The organism is Streptomyces sp. MGP-BFMKR1 (assembly GCF_057766585.1).
This window is the reverse complement of sequence record NZ_CM173408.1, coordinates 1,629,845-1,645,644: the sequence shown is the minus strand read 5'-3', so window position 1 is coordinate 1,645,644 and position 15,800 is coordinate 1,629,845. Positions and strand designations below refer to the sequence as shown.

13 protein-coding genes are annotated in these 15,800 nt (G+C 75.0%); 7 read left to right on the top strand and 6 right to left on the bottom strand.

Going from position 1 to position 15,800, the window contains the following annotated elements:
* Positions 1–128: 128 nt before the first annotated feature.
* Positions 129–1,139: a LysR family transcriptional regulator gene (locus AC3CHW_RS05965; protein WP_488469790.1), complete on the top strand. Its 1,011-nt coding sequence runs from the start codon at positions 129–131 to the stop codon at positions 1,137–1,139.
* A 261-nt stretch (positions 1,140–1,400) separates the two neighbouring features.
* Entirely contained in the window at positions 1,401–2,756 is a 1,356-nt protein-coding gene (locus AC3CHW_RS05960) for a carbohydrate-binding protein (RefSeq protein ID WP_459247782.1), read from the top strand.
* A gap of 255 nt (positions 2,757–3,011) precedes the next feature.
* On the opposite strand, the gene AC3CHW_RS05955 is transcribed toward AC3CHW_RS05960, so the two are convergent.
* Both AC3CHW_RS05955 and aceB read right to left on the bottom strand, forming a co-directional pair.
* A complete protein-coding gene (locus AC3CHW_RS05955; RefSeq protein WP_488469789.1) occupies positions 3,012–3,569 on the bottom strand; it encodes a DUF3291 domain-containing protein in 558 nt (185 codons plus the stop codon).
* A gap of 266 nt (positions 3,570–3,835) precedes the next feature.
* Complete coding sequence (gene aceB, locus AC3CHW_RS05950; RefSeq protein ID WP_488469788.1) at positions 3,836–5,461, bottom strand: malate synthase A; 1,626 nt, start codon at positions 5,459–5,461, stop codon at positions 3,836–3,838.
* A gap of 408 nt (positions 5,462–5,869) precedes the next feature.
* On the opposite strand from aceB, the gene AC3CHW_RS05945 reads away from it, so the two are divergent.
* Complete coding sequence (locus AC3CHW_RS05945) at positions 5,870–6,421, top strand: hypothetical protein (RefSeq protein WP_488469787.1); 552 nt, start codon at positions 5,870–5,872, stop codon at positions 6,419–6,421.
* Between the two features lie 59 nt (positions 6,422–6,480).
* Here the strand turns inward: AC3CHW_RS05945 and AC3CHW_RS05940 are convergent, their stop codons facing one another.
* On the bottom strand, positions 6,481–7,197 hold the full coding sequence (locus tag AC3CHW_RS05940) for a nucleotidyltransferase family protein (RefSeq protein ID WP_488469786.1): 717 nt from the start codon (positions 7,195–7,197) through the stop codon (positions 6,481–6,483).
* Between the two features lie 169 nt (positions 7,198–7,366).
* Between AC3CHW_RS05940 and AC3CHW_RS05935 the strand changes: the two genes are divergently transcribed.
* The 3 genes from AC3CHW_RS05935 to AC3CHW_RS05925 all read left to right on the top strand — a co-directional run bounded on the left by AC3CHW_RS05935 (position 7,367) and on the right by AC3CHW_RS05925 (position 12,031).
* Complete coding sequence (locus AC3CHW_RS05935; RefSeq protein ID WP_488469785.1) at positions 7,367–9,172, top strand: serine/threonine-protein kinase; 1,806 nt, start codon at positions 7,367–7,369, stop codon at positions 9,170–9,172.
* A 116-nt stretch (positions 9,173–9,288) separates the two neighbouring features.
* Positions 9,289–11,475 carry a serine/threonine-protein kinase gene (locus AC3CHW_RS05930; RefSeq protein ID WP_488469784.1) on the top strand — a complete coding sequence of 729 codons (2,187 nt, stop codon included), beginning with the start codon at positions 9,289–9,291 and terminating at the stop codon, positions 11,473–11,475.
* A 247-nt stretch (positions 11,476–11,722) separates the two neighbouring features.
* The gene (locus AC3CHW_RS05925) at positions 11,723–12,031 is read left to right on the top strand and encodes a DUF5955 family protein (RefSeq protein WP_398608352.1); all 309 of its coding nucleotides are present in this window, start codon (positions 11,723–11,725) and stop codon (positions 12,029–12,031) included.
* A gap of 40 nt (positions 12,032–12,071) precedes the next feature.
* Here AC3CHW_RS05925 and AC3CHW_RS05920 read toward each other — a convergent pair whose 3' ends face one another.
* Positions 12,072–12,863 (bottom strand): IclR family transcriptional regulator, encoded by a 792-nt coding sequence (locus tag AC3CHW_RS05920; RefSeq protein WP_277319370.1) that lies wholly within the window; start codon positions 12,861–12,863, stop codon positions 12,072–12,074.
* A 501-nt stretch (positions 12,864–13,364) separates the two neighbouring features.
* On the opposite strand from AC3CHW_RS05920, the gene allB reads away from it, so the two are divergent.
* A complete protein-coding gene (gene allB, locus AC3CHW_RS05915; RefSeq protein WP_488470977.1) occupies positions 13,365–14,684 on the top strand; it encodes an allantoinase AllB in 1,320 nt (439 codons plus the stop codon).
* Positions 14,685–14,747: 63 nt separating this feature from the next.
* Here allB and AC3CHW_RS05910 read toward each other — a convergent pair whose 3' ends face one another.
* Complete coding sequence (locus AC3CHW_RS05910) at positions 14,748–15,107, bottom strand: DUF6126 family protein (protein WP_488469783.1); 360 nt, start codon at positions 15,105–15,107, stop codon at positions 14,748–14,750.
* Positions 15,104–15,736 (bottom strand): helix-turn-helix domain-containing protein, encoded by a 633-nt coding sequence (locus AC3CHW_RS05905; protein WP_398608354.1) that lies wholly within the window; start codon positions 15,734–15,736, stop codon positions 15,104–15,106. Before AC3CHW_RS05905 ends, AC3CHW_RS05910 begins: the two co-directional genes overlap by 4 nt.
* Positions 15,737–15,800: the final 64 nt, after the last annotated feature.

The following is a 15,800-nucleotide window of genomic DNA, read 5'->3' as shown; positions in this document are numbered from 1 at the left end:
TCCCGTCCGCCGCCCAACCCCCGCCCGGCCGCCGCCGATCGCGGGCCGCCGGCGCCGTCGTGGCCTTCCGGAGCACTGGTCTGGACCTGGGTATTGTCCCGGGCGGACGGCGGGTCCAAGCTCGCATCATGGACCTGGAGATGCGGCATCTGAGGGCGATCCGGACGATAGCCGAAGCGGGCAGCCTGACCCGGGCAGCCGCTGTGCTCGGGCTCGCGCAACCCGCCCTGAGCGCGCAGTTGAAACGGATCGAGGCCACCCTGGGCGGGCGGCTGTTCGAGCGGGGCCGGTACGGCGTGCGGACCACCGCGCTGGGCGACTTCGTGTTGGACCGCGCCCGCATCCTGCTGCCCGCCGTGGGGCAGCTCCAGCGCGAGGCCGTGCGCCTGACCCAGGACGGCGAGCAGGCGCCCGCCTTCCGGCTCGGCGGCACCCACGGGCCGCTGCTCGGCGCCATGGTGGACCGCTTGTCCGCCGCCCACCCGGGCGCCCCGGTGACCACCCGCATCTCCTGGTCGGACCGGGAGATCGCCGCGTCGGTCGCCGACGGGCGGCTGAACTTCGCCGTCATCGGTGCCTGCGGCCAGAGCACCCCGCCCGAGCCGGACCGGCTGGCCTGGCGGCAGTTCGCGGTCGACCCGATCTTCGTCATGCTCAGCACCGACCACCCGCTCGCGGCCCGCTCCGAAGTCGAGTTGGCCGACCTCGCCGACGAGGCGTGGGCCGTCGTGCCGGGCGACGGCTGCTTCGGCGAGTGCTTCAACGCCGCCTGCGCCCGGGCCGGTTTCCGGCCCCGGCGCCTGTACGAGACGGACATCGCCTCCTGCGTCTACCTGGCCGAGGTCGGCCGCGCCGCCGGCCTGTGCCGCGCCACCCTGCCCACCCCGCCGGGGCTGGTGACCCGGGCGCTGGCCGGTACGCCGCTGATGTGGCGGCACCTCATCGGCTGGGACCCCTACGGGCCCGCCGCCGACGTCGCGTCCGACGTGGTGGAGCACGCGTACGCCGCGCACGCCGACGCCGCCACCCGCAGCGAGAGTTACGCCGCCTGGCTCACCGTTCACGACGCGGAGGTCCGGAACCCGGCCCCGAACCCGCGCCGGGCGCCGTCCAGGCCGGGGGAGAGGTCCCTGGCGTAGCCGTGGGACAGGACCCGGTCGCGGCCGGGCGAGGGGGACCTGATGTGATGGCCGTGACGCGGCGGCGGTGCAGGTCGCGGGCGCGACGGCGGTGCGGTCGTGGCCCGCGCGGTGGCCGTGGACCGATCGCGGCGGCGCACGTCAAGGGCGGCGCCGCCACAGGTCCATACCGCGAGGCAGGGGTAAATCTGGAATCTTCTGCGGAAGAGATCGCGCCACTTACGGTTTCGCCAACCCCCACCGAAACCGAGGAGACACCCCATGCCCCAAAGACACGCCACCATCGCGTGTGCCGCGGCAGCGGCGGTCGGCGCCCTCGCCCTCAGCCTGCTGCCGGGCACTGCCTCCGCGCGGTCGGCCGACTCCGCCGCCCCGACGGCCGCGGAGACCCTGCGCGTCGCCGACACGTCCCCGGCCGTCCTCGCGGCCATGCAGCGCGACCTGGGCCTCAGCAGCCCGCAGCAGGCCAAGGAGCGACTGGTCAACGAGGCCGACGCCGGCGCGCTCGCCGGCCGGCTCCAGCAGTCCCTGGGCCGCGACTTCGCCGGCGCCTGGGTCAGCGGCGCCGAGTCCGCCACGCTGACCGTCGCCACCACGGACCGCTCCGAGGTCGCCGGCATCACCGCCAAGGGCGCCAAGGCCAAGCTGGTGTCGCACACGCTCGCCGAGCTGGACGCCGCCAAGGCCAAGCTCGACCGCGCCGCGGTCAAGAACAGCTCGGTCGACGCCCCGTACTGGTCGGTGGACGTGCGCACCAACACCGTCGTGGTGAACGCGGTCAAGCCGGCCGCCGCCCAGAAGCTGATCTCCGCCAGCGGTGTCGCCCGCGACCTCGTGCGCGTCGAGACCATCTCCGAGAGCCCGCGCCCGCTGTACGACATCCGTGGCGGCGACGCGTACTACATGGGCAGCGGCGGTCGTTGCTCGGTCGGCTTCGCGGTCACCCGCGGCACCACGGAAGGCTTCGCGACCGCGGGCCACTGTGGCCGGGCCGGCACCACCACCAGCGGCTTCAACCAGGTCAGCCAGGGCACCTTCCAGGCGTCCACCTTCCCCGGCCGTGACACGGCCTGGGTGGCGACCAACAGCAACTGGAAGGCCACGCCGTACGTCGCGAGCCAGGGCCAGAACGTCAAGGTCGCGGGTTCGACGCAGTCGGCCGTCGGCGCCTCGATCTGCCGCTCCGGTTCGACCACCGGCTGGCACTGCGGCACCATCACCCGGCACAACACCAGCGTCACCTACCCCGAGGGCACCATCAGCGGCGTGACCCAGACGACGGTCTGCGCCGAGCCCGGTGACTCCGGCGGCTCGTACATCTCCGGCAGCCAGGCCCAGGGCGTCACCTCCGGTGGCTCCGGCGACTGCCGCTCGGGTGGCACCACCTTCCACCAGCCCATCAACCCGCTGATCCAGGGCTACGGGCTCACCCTGAAGACCGATGACGGCGGTGGCCCCGGCCCCGGCCCGGGTGAGGGCACCTGGGCGGCCGGCACCACCTACAACGCCGGCGACCAGGTCACCTACAACGGCTCCACCTACCGCTGCCTCCAGCCGCACCAGGCCCAGCCCGGCTGGGACCCGGTGAGCGCCCCGGCGCTGTGGCAGCTCGTCTGAACCACACCCCACGGCGACCGGCTTGACGCGGTCCGGGAGACCGGACCCGTGAGCTGACCGGCCGACCGGCGCCCGCACGGGCGCCCCGGCCCCAGACCATCGCCGAGGGAGAAACGGGCGGTGCGGGACAGAGGGGTCCCGCACCGCCCGGCCCCTTTTTCGCGTTTCCGCGTTTTTCGCGTTCTTCACGTTCTTCACCTCCCGGCGGCCGGCCCCGTGACCACGACGGGGCCGGCCGCCGTTCGGGCTTCCGCGTCAACGCACCCGCTCGTCCTTCGGGCCGATGCCCGTGACCCGGGTGGGAGTCGCCTCCGGGGTGAAGGCGTGGTGGAAGGTGAAGGCGTGCGGCGCGGGGCCGTGGGCGTGCAGGTGTTCCAGCCGGGAGACCCCGTCCTGCCAGGTGGGTGTCGCGCCTTCGGGGACCCACCAGAACACGTAACCCGGGTGCGCTGACCGCTCGAACCAGTCGTGACGCCTGTTCAGCGCCGCCCGGTGCAGACCGGTGTAGATGGCGTCGAAGACGGGGCGCAGGTCGGTCCAGAGCGAGAGGGAGGCGGCCAGGGCGATGGTGTCCACCGTCCGGCCCTTGCCGTACCAGGCCGGTACGGCGAACTCGCCCCACGCGCCCCAGTCCAGGTCGAAGTGGGCGCCCGGCTCGCCGTCGGCCGCCTCGGCGTGAGCGAGGTACCCGGGGTGCTGGCTGATCTTCTGGTAAATGGCCTCGCCGCGGTCGAGGAACTCTCCCGTGAGGGGCGCGGGATCGGTGAGGGGCGACCTCAGGACGCCGAACGTGTACAGAGCGAGATGGGGCATGCGTCTCCCTGGAGGGGTGCCTGGCGGGGTCCCGTTCGGTGGCCCACGCGCGGGGCGAGGGCGCGCGGGGCGTGCCCCACGCGTCCCGTCGCGGGAGCGCGCGGCCCGCGGGAACTCCCCGTACGACCGTGGGCGATCGCCGGGGACCAGGTGAAGGTAGCCGCCCCGGCGGACCCTGTCGACGTTGCGTTTTCCCCATCGAGATGGCCTCAGGAACCGGTCGTGACGCGGGTCGGGCAGGTGCCGAAAGTGACCAACTCCCTTGTTCAGTCGAGGAGTTCGTACGCCGGCAGGGTGAGGAAGTCCGTGTAGTCGGCGTCCAGCGCCACCCGGAGCAGCAGGTCGTGCGCCCGCTGCCAGGCGCAGGCCGCGAAGGCCGCCTCGCCCGCCTCGGCGCGGATGGCCGCCAGCTCGTCGGCGGCGACGGAGCGCACCAACGCGGCGGTGACCGGCACGCCGTCCTCCAACACCACGCCCGCGTTGATCCACTGCCAGAGCTGCGAGCGGGAGATCTCGGCGGTGGCCGCGTCCTCCATCAGGTTGAAGATGGCCACGGCGCCCAGCCCGCGCAGCCACGCCTCGATGTACCTGATGCCCACCTGCACCGCGTTGACCAGGCCCGCGCGCGTCGGGCGCGCCTCCAGCGAGTCGACGGCCAGCAGGTCGGCCGCGCGCACCGCGACGTCCTCGCGCAGCCGGTCCTTCTGGTGCGGGCGCGACCCCAGCACCCGGTCGAAGGAGGCCATGGCGATCGGCACCAGGTCCGGGTGGGCCACCCAGGACCCGTCGTAACCGTCGCGCGCCTCCCGGTCCTTGTCGGCCCGCACCTTCTCGAAGGCGACCGCGTTGGCCTCGGCGTCGCGGCGCGAGGGGATGAAGGCCGCCATGCCGCCGATCGCGTGCGCGCCGCGCTTGTGGCAGGTGCGGACCAGGAGTTCGGTGTACGCGCGCATGAAGGGTGCCGTCATCGTGATCGCGTTCCGGTCGGGCAGGACGAACCTCGCTCCGCCGTCCCGGAAGTTCTTCACGATCGAGAACAGGTAGTCCCAGCGGCCCGCGTTCAACCCCGCGGCGTGCTCGCGCAACTCGTACAGGATCTCCTCCATCTCGAACGCCGCCGTGATGGTCTCGATCAGGACGGTGGCCCGCACGGTGCCGCGCGCCAGGCCCAGGTGTTCCTGGGCGAAGACGAACACCTCGTTCCACAGCCGCGCCTCGTGGTGCGACTCGGTCTTGGGGAGGTAGAAGTACGGGCCCCTGCCCCGCTCGGCGAGGTGGCGCGCGTTGTGGAAGAAGTACAGGCCGAAGTCGACCAACGCGCCGGGAACGGCGCGCCCGCCCACCCGCAGGTGCCGCTCGTCCAGGTGCCAGCCGCGCGGGCGTACGACGACGGTCGCCAACTCCGCGTCCGGGCGCAGGGTGTACGTCTTGCCCCCGGGGCCGGTGAAGTCGATGCGCCGGGCGAAGGCGTCGCGCAGGTTGAGCTGGCCGCCGATCACGTTCTCCCAGGTGGGCGCCGAGGCGTCCTCGAAGTCGGCCAGCCAGACCCGGGCGCCGGAGTTGAGCGCGTTGACGGTCATCTTCCGGTCGGTCGGGCCGGTGATCTCCACGCGCCGGTCCTGGAGCGCGGCGGGCGCCGGGGCGACCTGCCAGTCGCCCGCGCGGATGGCCGCGGTCTCCGGCAGGAAGTCGAGCGTGCCGGTACGGGCGATCTCCGCGCGGTGCTCGGCGCGCCGCGCCAGCAGTGCGTCGCGGCGCGGCGTGAACCGCTCGTGCAGCGCGCCGAGGAAGGCGAGCGCCGCTTCGGTGAGGATCTCGTCCTGGCGGTCGAGGCGGTGCGCGGGATCGTCGGCGACGGTGGCGGCCGGCGGGGGCTGGACTGGTACGGCCATGAGAGCTGACTCTCCTTCGACGGGGCGCCCCGGCCGAGCCGCCCCCGGGCGCGGCCGGGGCCAACGCGGCGGCCTGCGGGGCGCGGAGGGCGGGCGGGGGCGCGGAGGGCGGTGGCGGACGCCGCCGCGCGGCGACGGCGAACGGTGACCGGGCGGGTGGTGCCTTGGTGGAGGTGCGGGGGCGGCGGAGCTTCGGCCATGGTGCTTCTGGCTTATGGAGAATAGTTTTCTCATGGTGGAAGTTCAATGGGGCCGATGCTCGGCAGCGGTCACGCCGTGGCCCGCATCCGTCGGGCGCCGCCCACGCGCCCGGCGGGCCGGCCCCCCACGCGCCGGTGTCCGGGCGGCTGACACGGGTTGCGGCGAGTGCGTGGCGTGGTGGGGGGATCGCCGTCGATGATGGCTCATATGACGGGACGACAGCGGGCGTTGGCCTGGGGCGGCGTGACGGCCGGGGCGTTGCTGGCCGTCGGGTTGGTCGCGCTCGTGGTGATCGCCGACCTGGACACGGCGGGCCAGGTGGCGGGCATCGTGGGCACCATCGTCGGCCTGGCCGGCCTGGGCGTCTCGGTGTACGCGCTGCGGCGACCCGCCGCGCCGGCTCCACCCGCCCCGACCGCCCCCGCGAGCCCCGCCGTCACGGCGAGCGGGCACCGGTCCGTCGCCATCGGCGGGGGCGTCTCCGGCACCGTGTCCACCGGCGACGGCCCCACCCCGGCACCGGCCCACTCCCGGCACGGAGCCGCGCCCCTCGCGCCGCCCACCGTGTCGCCCGCGCCGACCCCCACCGCGCATGCCTCGGGGGAACGGTCGGTGGCCATCGGCGGGAACGTCTCCGGGATCGTGACCACCGGCGACGCCACCACGGCCGACTCGACCACCGGCACCACCGCCGACCCGCATGCCGGCCCGCACACCACCCTCGGCCCCGACGCCCACCCCGGCGACACCGATCGCTGACGCGCCGACGGTCCGGCCGGCCGAGCGAGCCGGCACCTCCGACGAACCCGCCCCCGACCTCAGCGGTCGGGGTCGAGCAGCCGCAGGTCGGCCGGGGTGTCGATGTCCGCGCAGGAGGCGACGTCGGCGCACTCCACGAGCGTCAGCTCGGCCGCGTGGGCGCGCAGGAAGTCCCGCGCCCCACGGTCGCCCCGGGCGAGCGCGGCCACCTGTGCCCAGTGCTGTCGGGCGAACAACACGGGGTGGCCGCGCCGCCCCTCGTACGCCGCGGCCACCAGGCCCGCGCCCGCCCGGTGCGCGCGCACCACCCGCGCCACCGCCTCCGCGCCCACGCCCGGCTGGTCGACGAGGAGCACGAGGAGCGCCGAGGCGCCCGCGCCGGACGGCGACCCGCCCGGCCCGAGCCCGCCACCCGGGGCGTCGCGCACCGACGCCAACCCGGCGCGCAGCGAGGAGCCCATACCCGTGGCCCAGTCGGGGTTGTCGGCCACGACGCAGCCCGCGAGGTCGGCCCGCTCGCGTACCCGCTCCGCCGCCGCCCCGAGCACCACGTGCACCGCGGGCGCGCAGCCCCCCGCCCGCGCCGCGCGCACCGCGCGCTCCACCAGCGGCCGACCCCCATGGTCGAGCAGCGCCTTGGGCCGCCCGCCGAGCCGCCGGCCACCGCCCGCCGCGAGCACCAGAGCGACGACGGCCGGCCGCTCCGCGGCGCTCGGCGCCTCGCCCGTCGCCTTCGCCCGTGGTGGTGCTGGTGTGATCGGTGAGGTCGCTGCCATGGCCCTGTCCTACCGCACCGCGCCCCCGGGGCGCGCTGGCGCACCGGCCAACCGGAACGCGCCACCGTCCGCGCCCCGGCCCCCACCGGGCGGGTCCACCGCACCGCGTACCGGGCCCGAAGGCTCGGTTAAGGTCGGGGCGTGCGGTGCTGAAACGGGGAGGACGAAGGTGGCGGAGGTCTTCAAGGCGCTGGGGGAGAAGGACCCGCGCCAGATCGCGGGCTACCGGCTCGCCGCCAAGCTCGGCTCGGGCGGCATGGGCAAGGTCTACCTTTCCTACACGCCGGCCGGCCGCCCGGTCGCGATCAAGGTGGTGCGGCCCGACCTGAGCGAGGACCCCGAGTTCCGGGGCAGGTTCCGCCGCGAGGTGGCGGCGGCCAAGCGGGTGCACGGCCTGTACACGGCGCCGGTCATCGACGCGGAGACCGAGGGCGACACGCCCTGGCTGGCGACCGCGTACGTGCCAGGGCCCTCGCTCCAGTCGGTGATCACCGACCACGGCCCGCTGCCCGTTCCCACCGTGTTGCTGCTGATCGCCGGGATGGCCGAGGCGCTCGCCGCCGTCCACGAGGCGGGCATCGTGCACCGCGACTTCAAGCCGTCGAACGTGCTGCTCGCGGCCGACGGCCCGCGCGTCATCGACTTCGGCATCTCGCGCGCCGCGGACGCCAGCTCGCTCACCGGCAGCGGCATGACCATCGGCACCCCGGCCTTCATGGCGCCCGAACAGGCCGAGGCCACCGACATCACGGCGGCCACCGACATCTTCGCGCTCGGCCAGGTGGCCTGCTTCGCGGCGTCCGGCGCCCCGGCCTTCGGCGACGGCACCCCGCACGGCGTCCTCTACCGGGTCGTCCACAAGGAGCCCGACCTCAGCGGCGTGCCCGAGGAGTTGCGCGAGCTGATCGGCCGCTGCCTGGCGAAGGAGGCGGCCGACCGGCCGACCCCCGCGGAGATCATCGCCATGTGCCGGGCCGCGTCCCCCGGCGCCGAACTGCGCCGCCCGGAGGACTGGCTGCCGACCGTGGTCGCCGCCGACCTCGGCCACCGGTCCGCGAGCCCCGCCCCGGCGGCCGGTGTCTCCCCGCACGACGAGACGCTGGCCCGGGGCCGTGGCGCCGACGCGAGCGCGCACCACGGCGCGGCGGACGGCGCGGCGGCGTCAGGTAGTGGCGCGTTTGACCCGCCGCGGCGCGAGCCGGCCGCCGGCCACCCGAACGCCCCCGACCGCGCCCCCGCTCCCGACTCCGGCGCCGCGCCCCCGGGGCGGGCCGGCCGGCGCGTGGCCGCGCTGGTGGCCGCCGCCGTGCTCGTGGTGGGGGCGGGCGCCGGCGCCGCGTACTACCTCGGTCAGGACGACGACGGGGACAGCTCCGCCCGGCGCGGGGGCGAGTCGAGCGCCCCGCGCACGCCCGACGGCGAGTCGAAGGGCGAGCCGCCGCGCGACGCGTCGGACCCGGCGGGCCAGGGCCCGGGCGGCGGGCCGTCCGGCAGCGGGGACCGCGAGGGCGTGGAGCCGACCGGCGTGCCCAGCGGCCCGGGCAGCCAGTTGCCCGGCGGGATCAGCCCCAAGGGCGTCGACTACGACGACGTGTCGCTGCCCGACGGCTACCACCTCACCCTGGCCACCGACCCGCTGCGGCCCGACAACTCCCCGGCCACCGCCGCCGACTTCGGCTACCGCAACCCCGCCGCGCCCGGCAGCGGCGGCGGCAGCGTGCGCGCGGGCGACGGCGGGAAGCTGGTGCTGCTGCGGGCCGACGAGTACGGCTCCGCCACCTCCTGCCGGGACACCACCCGCTTCACCCCCGAGATCGGCCTCGGCCAGCTCACCCCGGGCTCCCGGGTCTGCGTGCTGGCCGCCTCCGGTGACCTCGCCCTGGTCACGTACCAGGGGGCGGCGCCGCAGGGTGATCCGAGTGACTACATCAGCCTCGACGTGACGGTGTGGCGGGCCGGTTCGCCGCGTACGTGAAGGAGTCAAGGTGACTGCGTCAGCGGCGGTGGCGCGGGTGGCGACTTCCGATAGGGTCACCGCTGTCACATGCAAGCTTGAGGGGCAGCCCTGATGGGGCCGGGGGACGAGACGTCATGAATAGTGTGGATTCCGCGGGAGTCTTCAAGCCACTTGAGGGCGATGACCCAACGACGGTCGCGGGTTACCGACTGAGTGCCAAGCTGGGTTCCGGGGGGATGGGCAAGGTCTACCTCTCGTACACCCTTGGCGGCCGGGCCGTGGCCATCAAGGTGATCCGGCCCGAGTTCAGCGAGGACGCCGAGTTCCGCCGCCGCTTCCGGCAGGAGGTGAAGGCGGCCCAGCGGGTGCAGGGCCTGTACACCGCGCCGGTCATCGACAGCGACCCCGACGGCCCCACCCCGTGGCTGGCGACCGCGTACGTGCCGGGACCCTCGCTCGCCGAGTCGGTGGCCCAGCACGGCAAGCTCCCGGTCTCCACGGTGCTCTTCCTCGTCGCGGGCATAGCCGAGGCGCTCCAGGTCATCCACGGCGCGGGCATCGTGCACCGCGACCTGAAGCCGTCCAACGTGCTGCTCGCCGACGACGGCCCGCGCGTCATCGACTTCGGCATCGCGCGCGCCGCCGACGCCACCTCGCTCACCAGCAGCGGCGTCACGGTCGGCACCCCGACCTTCATGGCGCCCGAACAGGCCGCCGGCCGCGAGGTCACCCCGGCCACCGACGTCTTCGCGCTCGGCCAGGTCGCGGCGTACGCGGCGATCGGCACCCCGGCCTTCGGGGAGGGCACCTCGCACGGGGTGCTGTACCGCATCGTGCACGAGGAGCCGGACCTGACCGGGCTGCCGGCGGAGCTGTCCGACCTGGTCGGCCGTTGCCTGCGCAAGGACCCGGCGGCCAGGCCCGCGCTGGCCGAAATCCTCCAGTTGTGCCAACAGGCGTCGCCGCACACCCAGTTGCGCCGGTCCGAGGACTGGCTGCCGGGCGCCGTCGCGGCCGACATCACCGGCCGGGTGCCCGCGCCGGCCCCCCGCCAGGTCCCGGCGCCGCCCCAGGTCGCGCCGGTGGCCGGAGTGGCCCCGGCGCCCGCCGCGCCGCCCGTACCGCCCGCGCCGCAGCAGGCCCCGAGCCCCGCCTACCCGGCGCACGCGCCCCAGACCCCCGCCGCGCCCCCGCAGGCACCCCCGGCCGCGCCGCCCGCCCAACCGCCGGCCACGCCCGCCCAACCGCCCGCCGCCGCCCCGGCCGTCGCGGCGCAGGCCCCCGCCACCCCGGTCCCCGCGCACACCCCGCCGCCGGCGCAGGCAGCGAACCCGGCCCAGACGCCGAACCCGACGCAGACGCCGAACCCGGCCCACACCCCGCCGCCGGTCGCGGCGCAGCAGCAGTACGGCTACCCGCAGGGCCAGGGGGCCGCCGCGCCACCGCAGCAGTACGGCTATCCGCAGCAGCAGGCGGCCAGCGCGCACCAGGCGTACGGCTACCCGCAGTCGGGCGACGCCACGGGCCAGGGCGGGTTCGGGCCGCCCGCGTACTCCACCACCGCCCTGACCACCCCGACGACCGGGTCGGACGGTGCCGGCCCGGGCTCGACCGGCACCACCGTGCTCGGCTCGCCCGAGGGCGGCGGCGCGGGGCCGCGCAAGCGCGGCCGGGGCAAGCTCGTGGCGCTGAGCGTGGCGGGCCTGCTGGTCTTCGCCGCGGCGGGCGGGGCCACCACGTACGTGCTCTTCCAGGAGGACGACAAGAAGTCCCACCAGGCCGAGAAGAAGGAGCCCTCCACGGCCGCGGAGACGCCCACCCAGGCGCCCACCACCGACGAGCCGTCCACCCAGCCGAGCGACGAGCCCTCGGAAACCCCCTCCGAGACGGCGCCCACCGTCGTCCCCGACCCCGAACCGGTGACGAAGAACGGCATCAACCTGCCGGAGGGCTACCACCTGTTCTTCGCCTCCGACCCCATCCACCCGGAGAACGGCAGCACCGACAGCGACATCGGCTACCACAACAGCTTCGGTGACCGGGAGCTGTTCACCGGCTCACAGGACACCAAGTTGGTGCTGCTGAACAACGCGCAGGAGGGCACGCTCGAAACCTGCCGCAACGAGACCCGGTTCGCCACCTCGATCGGCTTCGACCGGCTCTCCAAGGGCTCCCGGATCTGCGTACGCACCGGCTCCGGCCACATCGGCCTGGTGACCTTCAACGGCCCCGCGCCCGAGTCGGACCCGAGCGACTACGTGAAGCTCGACGTCACGGTGTGGCGCAACGCGCTCGACGTCGGAGTCGAGGACGATTCCTGATCGCGCGCCCCCCGACCGCCTCCCGCTGACCGCCTCCCGCCGGCCGTTTTAGCCGGCTTTGCCGACCGATTTTCGCCCTGTGTATAGCGCACCGTGCGGAGAGTGGCGTTAACTGTGCCGCGTCCTTCGCGTATACGGGGGCGCGGAGGGTCGCGGGCGGACGCATGAGATGGGGAGGCGGTCAGTGTTGCCAGGCGACGAGGCAAGGTACGGTCGGCCATCCGACGTCTTGGCCATGGAGGGCACCGTGGCTGTCAAGCACCGGCGGCCCGCCGACGCCGAAAGAGACCCCAAGGCGGCGGAGCTGGGGCGGGCGGTCTCCCGGTTACGGTGTGAACTCGCGGCCTATCCGGTCGAGTTGTCGGACCGTACGGTGGCCGACGAGGAGCTGACGGCCCTGGACGCGATGGTGCGCGAGGGGCGGGCCGAGGTGCCCGAGCTGCGGCGCTCGCTGCTGCTGATAGCGAGTTCGCTGGGCTCCGTGAGCCGGCTCGGGCCATCGGTGACGGCGGTCCGCACGGCGATCGACCAGTTCGGCGACGCGCCACACCGGTAGCCCCAGCCCCCGGCGGGCGAGGGCGGTTCGGTGGGTGGGCTCAGGCGGGCCCGGTGGCGGCGAGGGTCCTTGACAGGTCCCGCGCGACCTCCTTGAGGAGCGGCACGATCCGTTCCTTCGCCGCGTCCGTGACCCGCCCGGCCGGGCCCGAGATGGAGATGGCCGCGGCGGTGGGGGAGTCGGGCACGGTGACGGCCAGGCAGCGCACGCCGATCTCCTGCTCGTTGTCGTCCACCGCGTACCCCGTGCTGCGCACCGTCTCCAGGGCGGAGACGAACGCGTCGGGTGTCGTGATGGTCTTCTCGGTGGCCGCGGGCATGCCCGTGCGCGCGAGCAGGGCCCGCACCTCGTCGTCCGGCACGGGGGCGAGCAGCGCCTTGCCCACGCCCGTGGAGTGCGGCAGCACCCGGCGGCCGACCTCGGTGAACATCCGCATCGAGTGCCGGGAGGGCACCTGCGCGACGTAGACCACCTCGTCCCCGTCGAGCAGCGCCATGTTGGCCGTCTCGCCGGTCTCCTCCACGAGCCGCGCCAGGTGCGGCCGGGCCCAGGTGCCGAGCAGCCGGGACGCGCTCTCGCCCAGCCGGATCAGCCGCGGGCCCAGCGAGTAGCGGCGGTTGGGCTGTTGGCGCACGTAGCCGGTGGCGACCAACGTACGCATCAGCCGGTGGATGGTGGGCAGCGGCAGCCCGCTGCTCGTGGCCAACTCGCTCAGCCCGACCTCACCGCCGGCGTCGGCCATGCGCTCCAACAGGTCGAAGGCGCGCTCAAGCGACTGGACGCCACCCGAGCTGGCGGTGGAGGCGGTGTGGGACCGGGCGGACGTCGACACGTCGGCTTCCTTTCGGGGCGGAGGTGATCGGCCAAGGCGCCGTGTGGCTCGCTGGCCGACCGGCCATCGGCAGCCTACCCGGCGCCGAAGTTCCGCACCGAGCCGTCCACATGCTGCGATCGCCGGTAGCGACGGGTTTGTCCGCATCGCCAGCGGGGTGCCGGAGCGCCGCGCAACGCTCCGTGCGCTTCTGACGTACGGAATCCCGGTTCCGCTTCGCGAAGCGCGGTGGGTTGGCGGCAGGGTCACGGACGGTGCCGTACGAGCCCTTGACGCCGGCGCGGGACCACGTGAACACTCCTTCAACAGAACGTTGAAGATCGGTGCGACGCGCGGTGTGACGGCGAGCGGCGAGGGGGCAACGTGTCCGAAGCGTCCGGTGGGGCGGTCTCGTCCGGTGGGGCGGCGACGGAGAGCGACCGAACGGGGGGCGCCGCCGCCCCGGGCGGTACCCCGTACGAGAGCGGCGGGGGGCCGCCCGCCCGGGCCCGGGTCGACCTCGTGCTGCGCTCGACGCGCGTCGTCACCCCGACCGGCGTCCGCCCCGCCACCGTGCACGTGGCCGACGGGCGGATCGCCGAGGTGCTCCCGCACGCCGCGCCCGCGCCCGCCGGCGCCCGACGGGTGGAGTTGGGGGACGACGCGCTGCTGCCGGGCCTGGTGGACACCCACGTACACGTCAACGACCCGGGGCGCGCCCACTGGGAGGGCTTCGCGTCCGCCACCAGGGCCGCGGCGGCCGGCGGCATCACCACCCTCGTCGACATGCCGCTCAACAGCGTCCCGCCCACCACCACCGTGCCCCACCTGGCCCGCAAGCGGGCCGTCGCCGGCCCCAAGGTCCTGGTGGACGTGGGCTTCTGGGGCGGCGCCGTGCCCGACAACCTGGCCGAACTGCGCGCCCTGCACGCGGCCGGGGTCTTCGGCTTCAAGAGCTTCCTCTCGCCGTCGGGCGTGGACGAGTTCCCGCACCTGACCCGTGCTCAGCTCGCCGCCGTACTGGACGAGCTGGCCGCCGTCGACGGGTTGTTGCTCGTGCACGCGGAGGACCCGCACCACCTCGCGAGCGCCCCGCCCGCCAGTGGCCCGCGCTACGCCGACTTCCTCGCCTCGCGACCGCGGTCCGTCGAGGGCGAGGCCATCGCCGCGCTCATCGACGCGGCCCGGGCCAGCGGCGGCCGGGTGCACCTGTTGCACCTCTCGTCCGGCGAGGCGCTGCCGATGATCGCGGCGGCGCGCCGCGCCGGCGTCCGGATCACCGTCGAGACCTGCCCGCACTTCCTGACCCTGGCGGCGGAGGAAGTGCCGGACGGCGCCACGGAGTTCAAGTGCTGCCCGCCCATCAGGGAGGCCGCCAACCAGGACCTGCTGTGGCAGGGCCTGCGCGAGGGCGTCATCGACTGCGTCGTCTCCGACCACTCGCCGAGCACCCCGGAGCTGAAGACGGGCGACTTCGGCACGGCCTGGGGCGGCATCTCCTCGCTCCAACTGGGCCTGCCCGCCGTGTGGAGCGCCGCCCGGGCGCGCGGCCACGACCTGGCGGACGTCGCCCGCTGGATGTCGACGGCCCCCGCCGCGCTCGCCGGGCTCACCGCTAAGGGCGCCATCGCGCCGGGCCGGGACGCGGACTTCGCGGTCCTGGCGCCGGAGCAGACGTTCACCGTGGACGTGGCCCGACTGCACCACCGCAACCGGGTCACGGCGTACGCGGGCAGGACGCTGCACGGCGTCGTACGGTCCACCTGGCTGCGCGGCACGCGGATCGCCCAGGACGGCCAGCCGTCCGTGCCCGCCGGCGGCCGGCTGCTCACCCGCCGCTGACCGCTCCCCGGGCCGCCGTCGACGCCGCGCGAGGCGCTGGCACCGCGCCCGCCTCGCGGGCGGCTACTTCGCGCCCAGGTGGAAGAGGAGGAAGAGGAAGGCCGCGAAGATGTGCACGCCCACCAGGTAGAAGGTGACGCGGATGGTGAGCCCCCAGGGCGCGCGGTCCTCCTCGTTCATGGCCGCGCGGCCCGCCCCCACCGGGCCGGGCTCGACGGGGCCGGGCTCCACGGGGGCGGGTACCACGGAGCCGCGCTCCACGGGGTCGGGTGCGCTGGCCGCCGCGCCGCCGGGCCCGCTCGCGGCGCCGGCCCCGGCACCGGTCTCGGGTGCGGCGGGTGTGACGGGTGTGGCCTCGGACGCGCGGTCCGTGGGCGGCTGTGCTGGGCTCGGGTCCTCGGCGTGCGGCGTACGGTCGCTCATGCTCGACCAGTCCTTCCGGTGGCGCGGTGGTCGCGGTCGCCCAGGCACAGCTCGGCGGCGCCGCTCTGCAGCAGGGTGTGCACGAACAGCAGCTCCGCACCGCCGGGCGACTCGGCGGCGATGCGGTGCGGGGTGATCGAGTCGAAGTGGGCCGCGTCGCCGGCGTCGAGCCGGTGCGCGGCATCGCCCAGCACGAGCCGCAGCGGCCCGCGCAGCACATAGAGCCACTCCTCGCCGGGGTGCACCCGCACCAGCTCGTCCTGCGCCCCGCCGTATGGGACGTGCACGCGCAGCGCCTGCATGGCCCGGCCCGAACCACCCGCGCGCCAGTACGTCCAGCCGCCCGCCGGCGACGCCTCCATCCGGTCGGCCCGCACGATCGGATCCTGCTCCGCCGGGACCTCGCCGAGCAGGTCGGATACCGTGATGCCATACGTGCGGGCCAGCGCGAGCAGCATCGGCAGCGAGGGCTGGCGGCGTCCGGTCTCCAGCCGCGACAGGTGGGCGGGGGACAGGCCGGCGCGCTGGGCGGCCGACTCCAGCGTCAGCCCGGAGCGCCGTCGCAGGTCGCGCAGCCGGGGCGCGACCGACGGCAACTCCGCGACGGACTCGTCGGGGGGCGTGGTCATACGTCCGGTATAGCCGGACCGTGCCTCCGGGGCAAAAGTTTTGCCTCACAGGCAAAACGCGGGC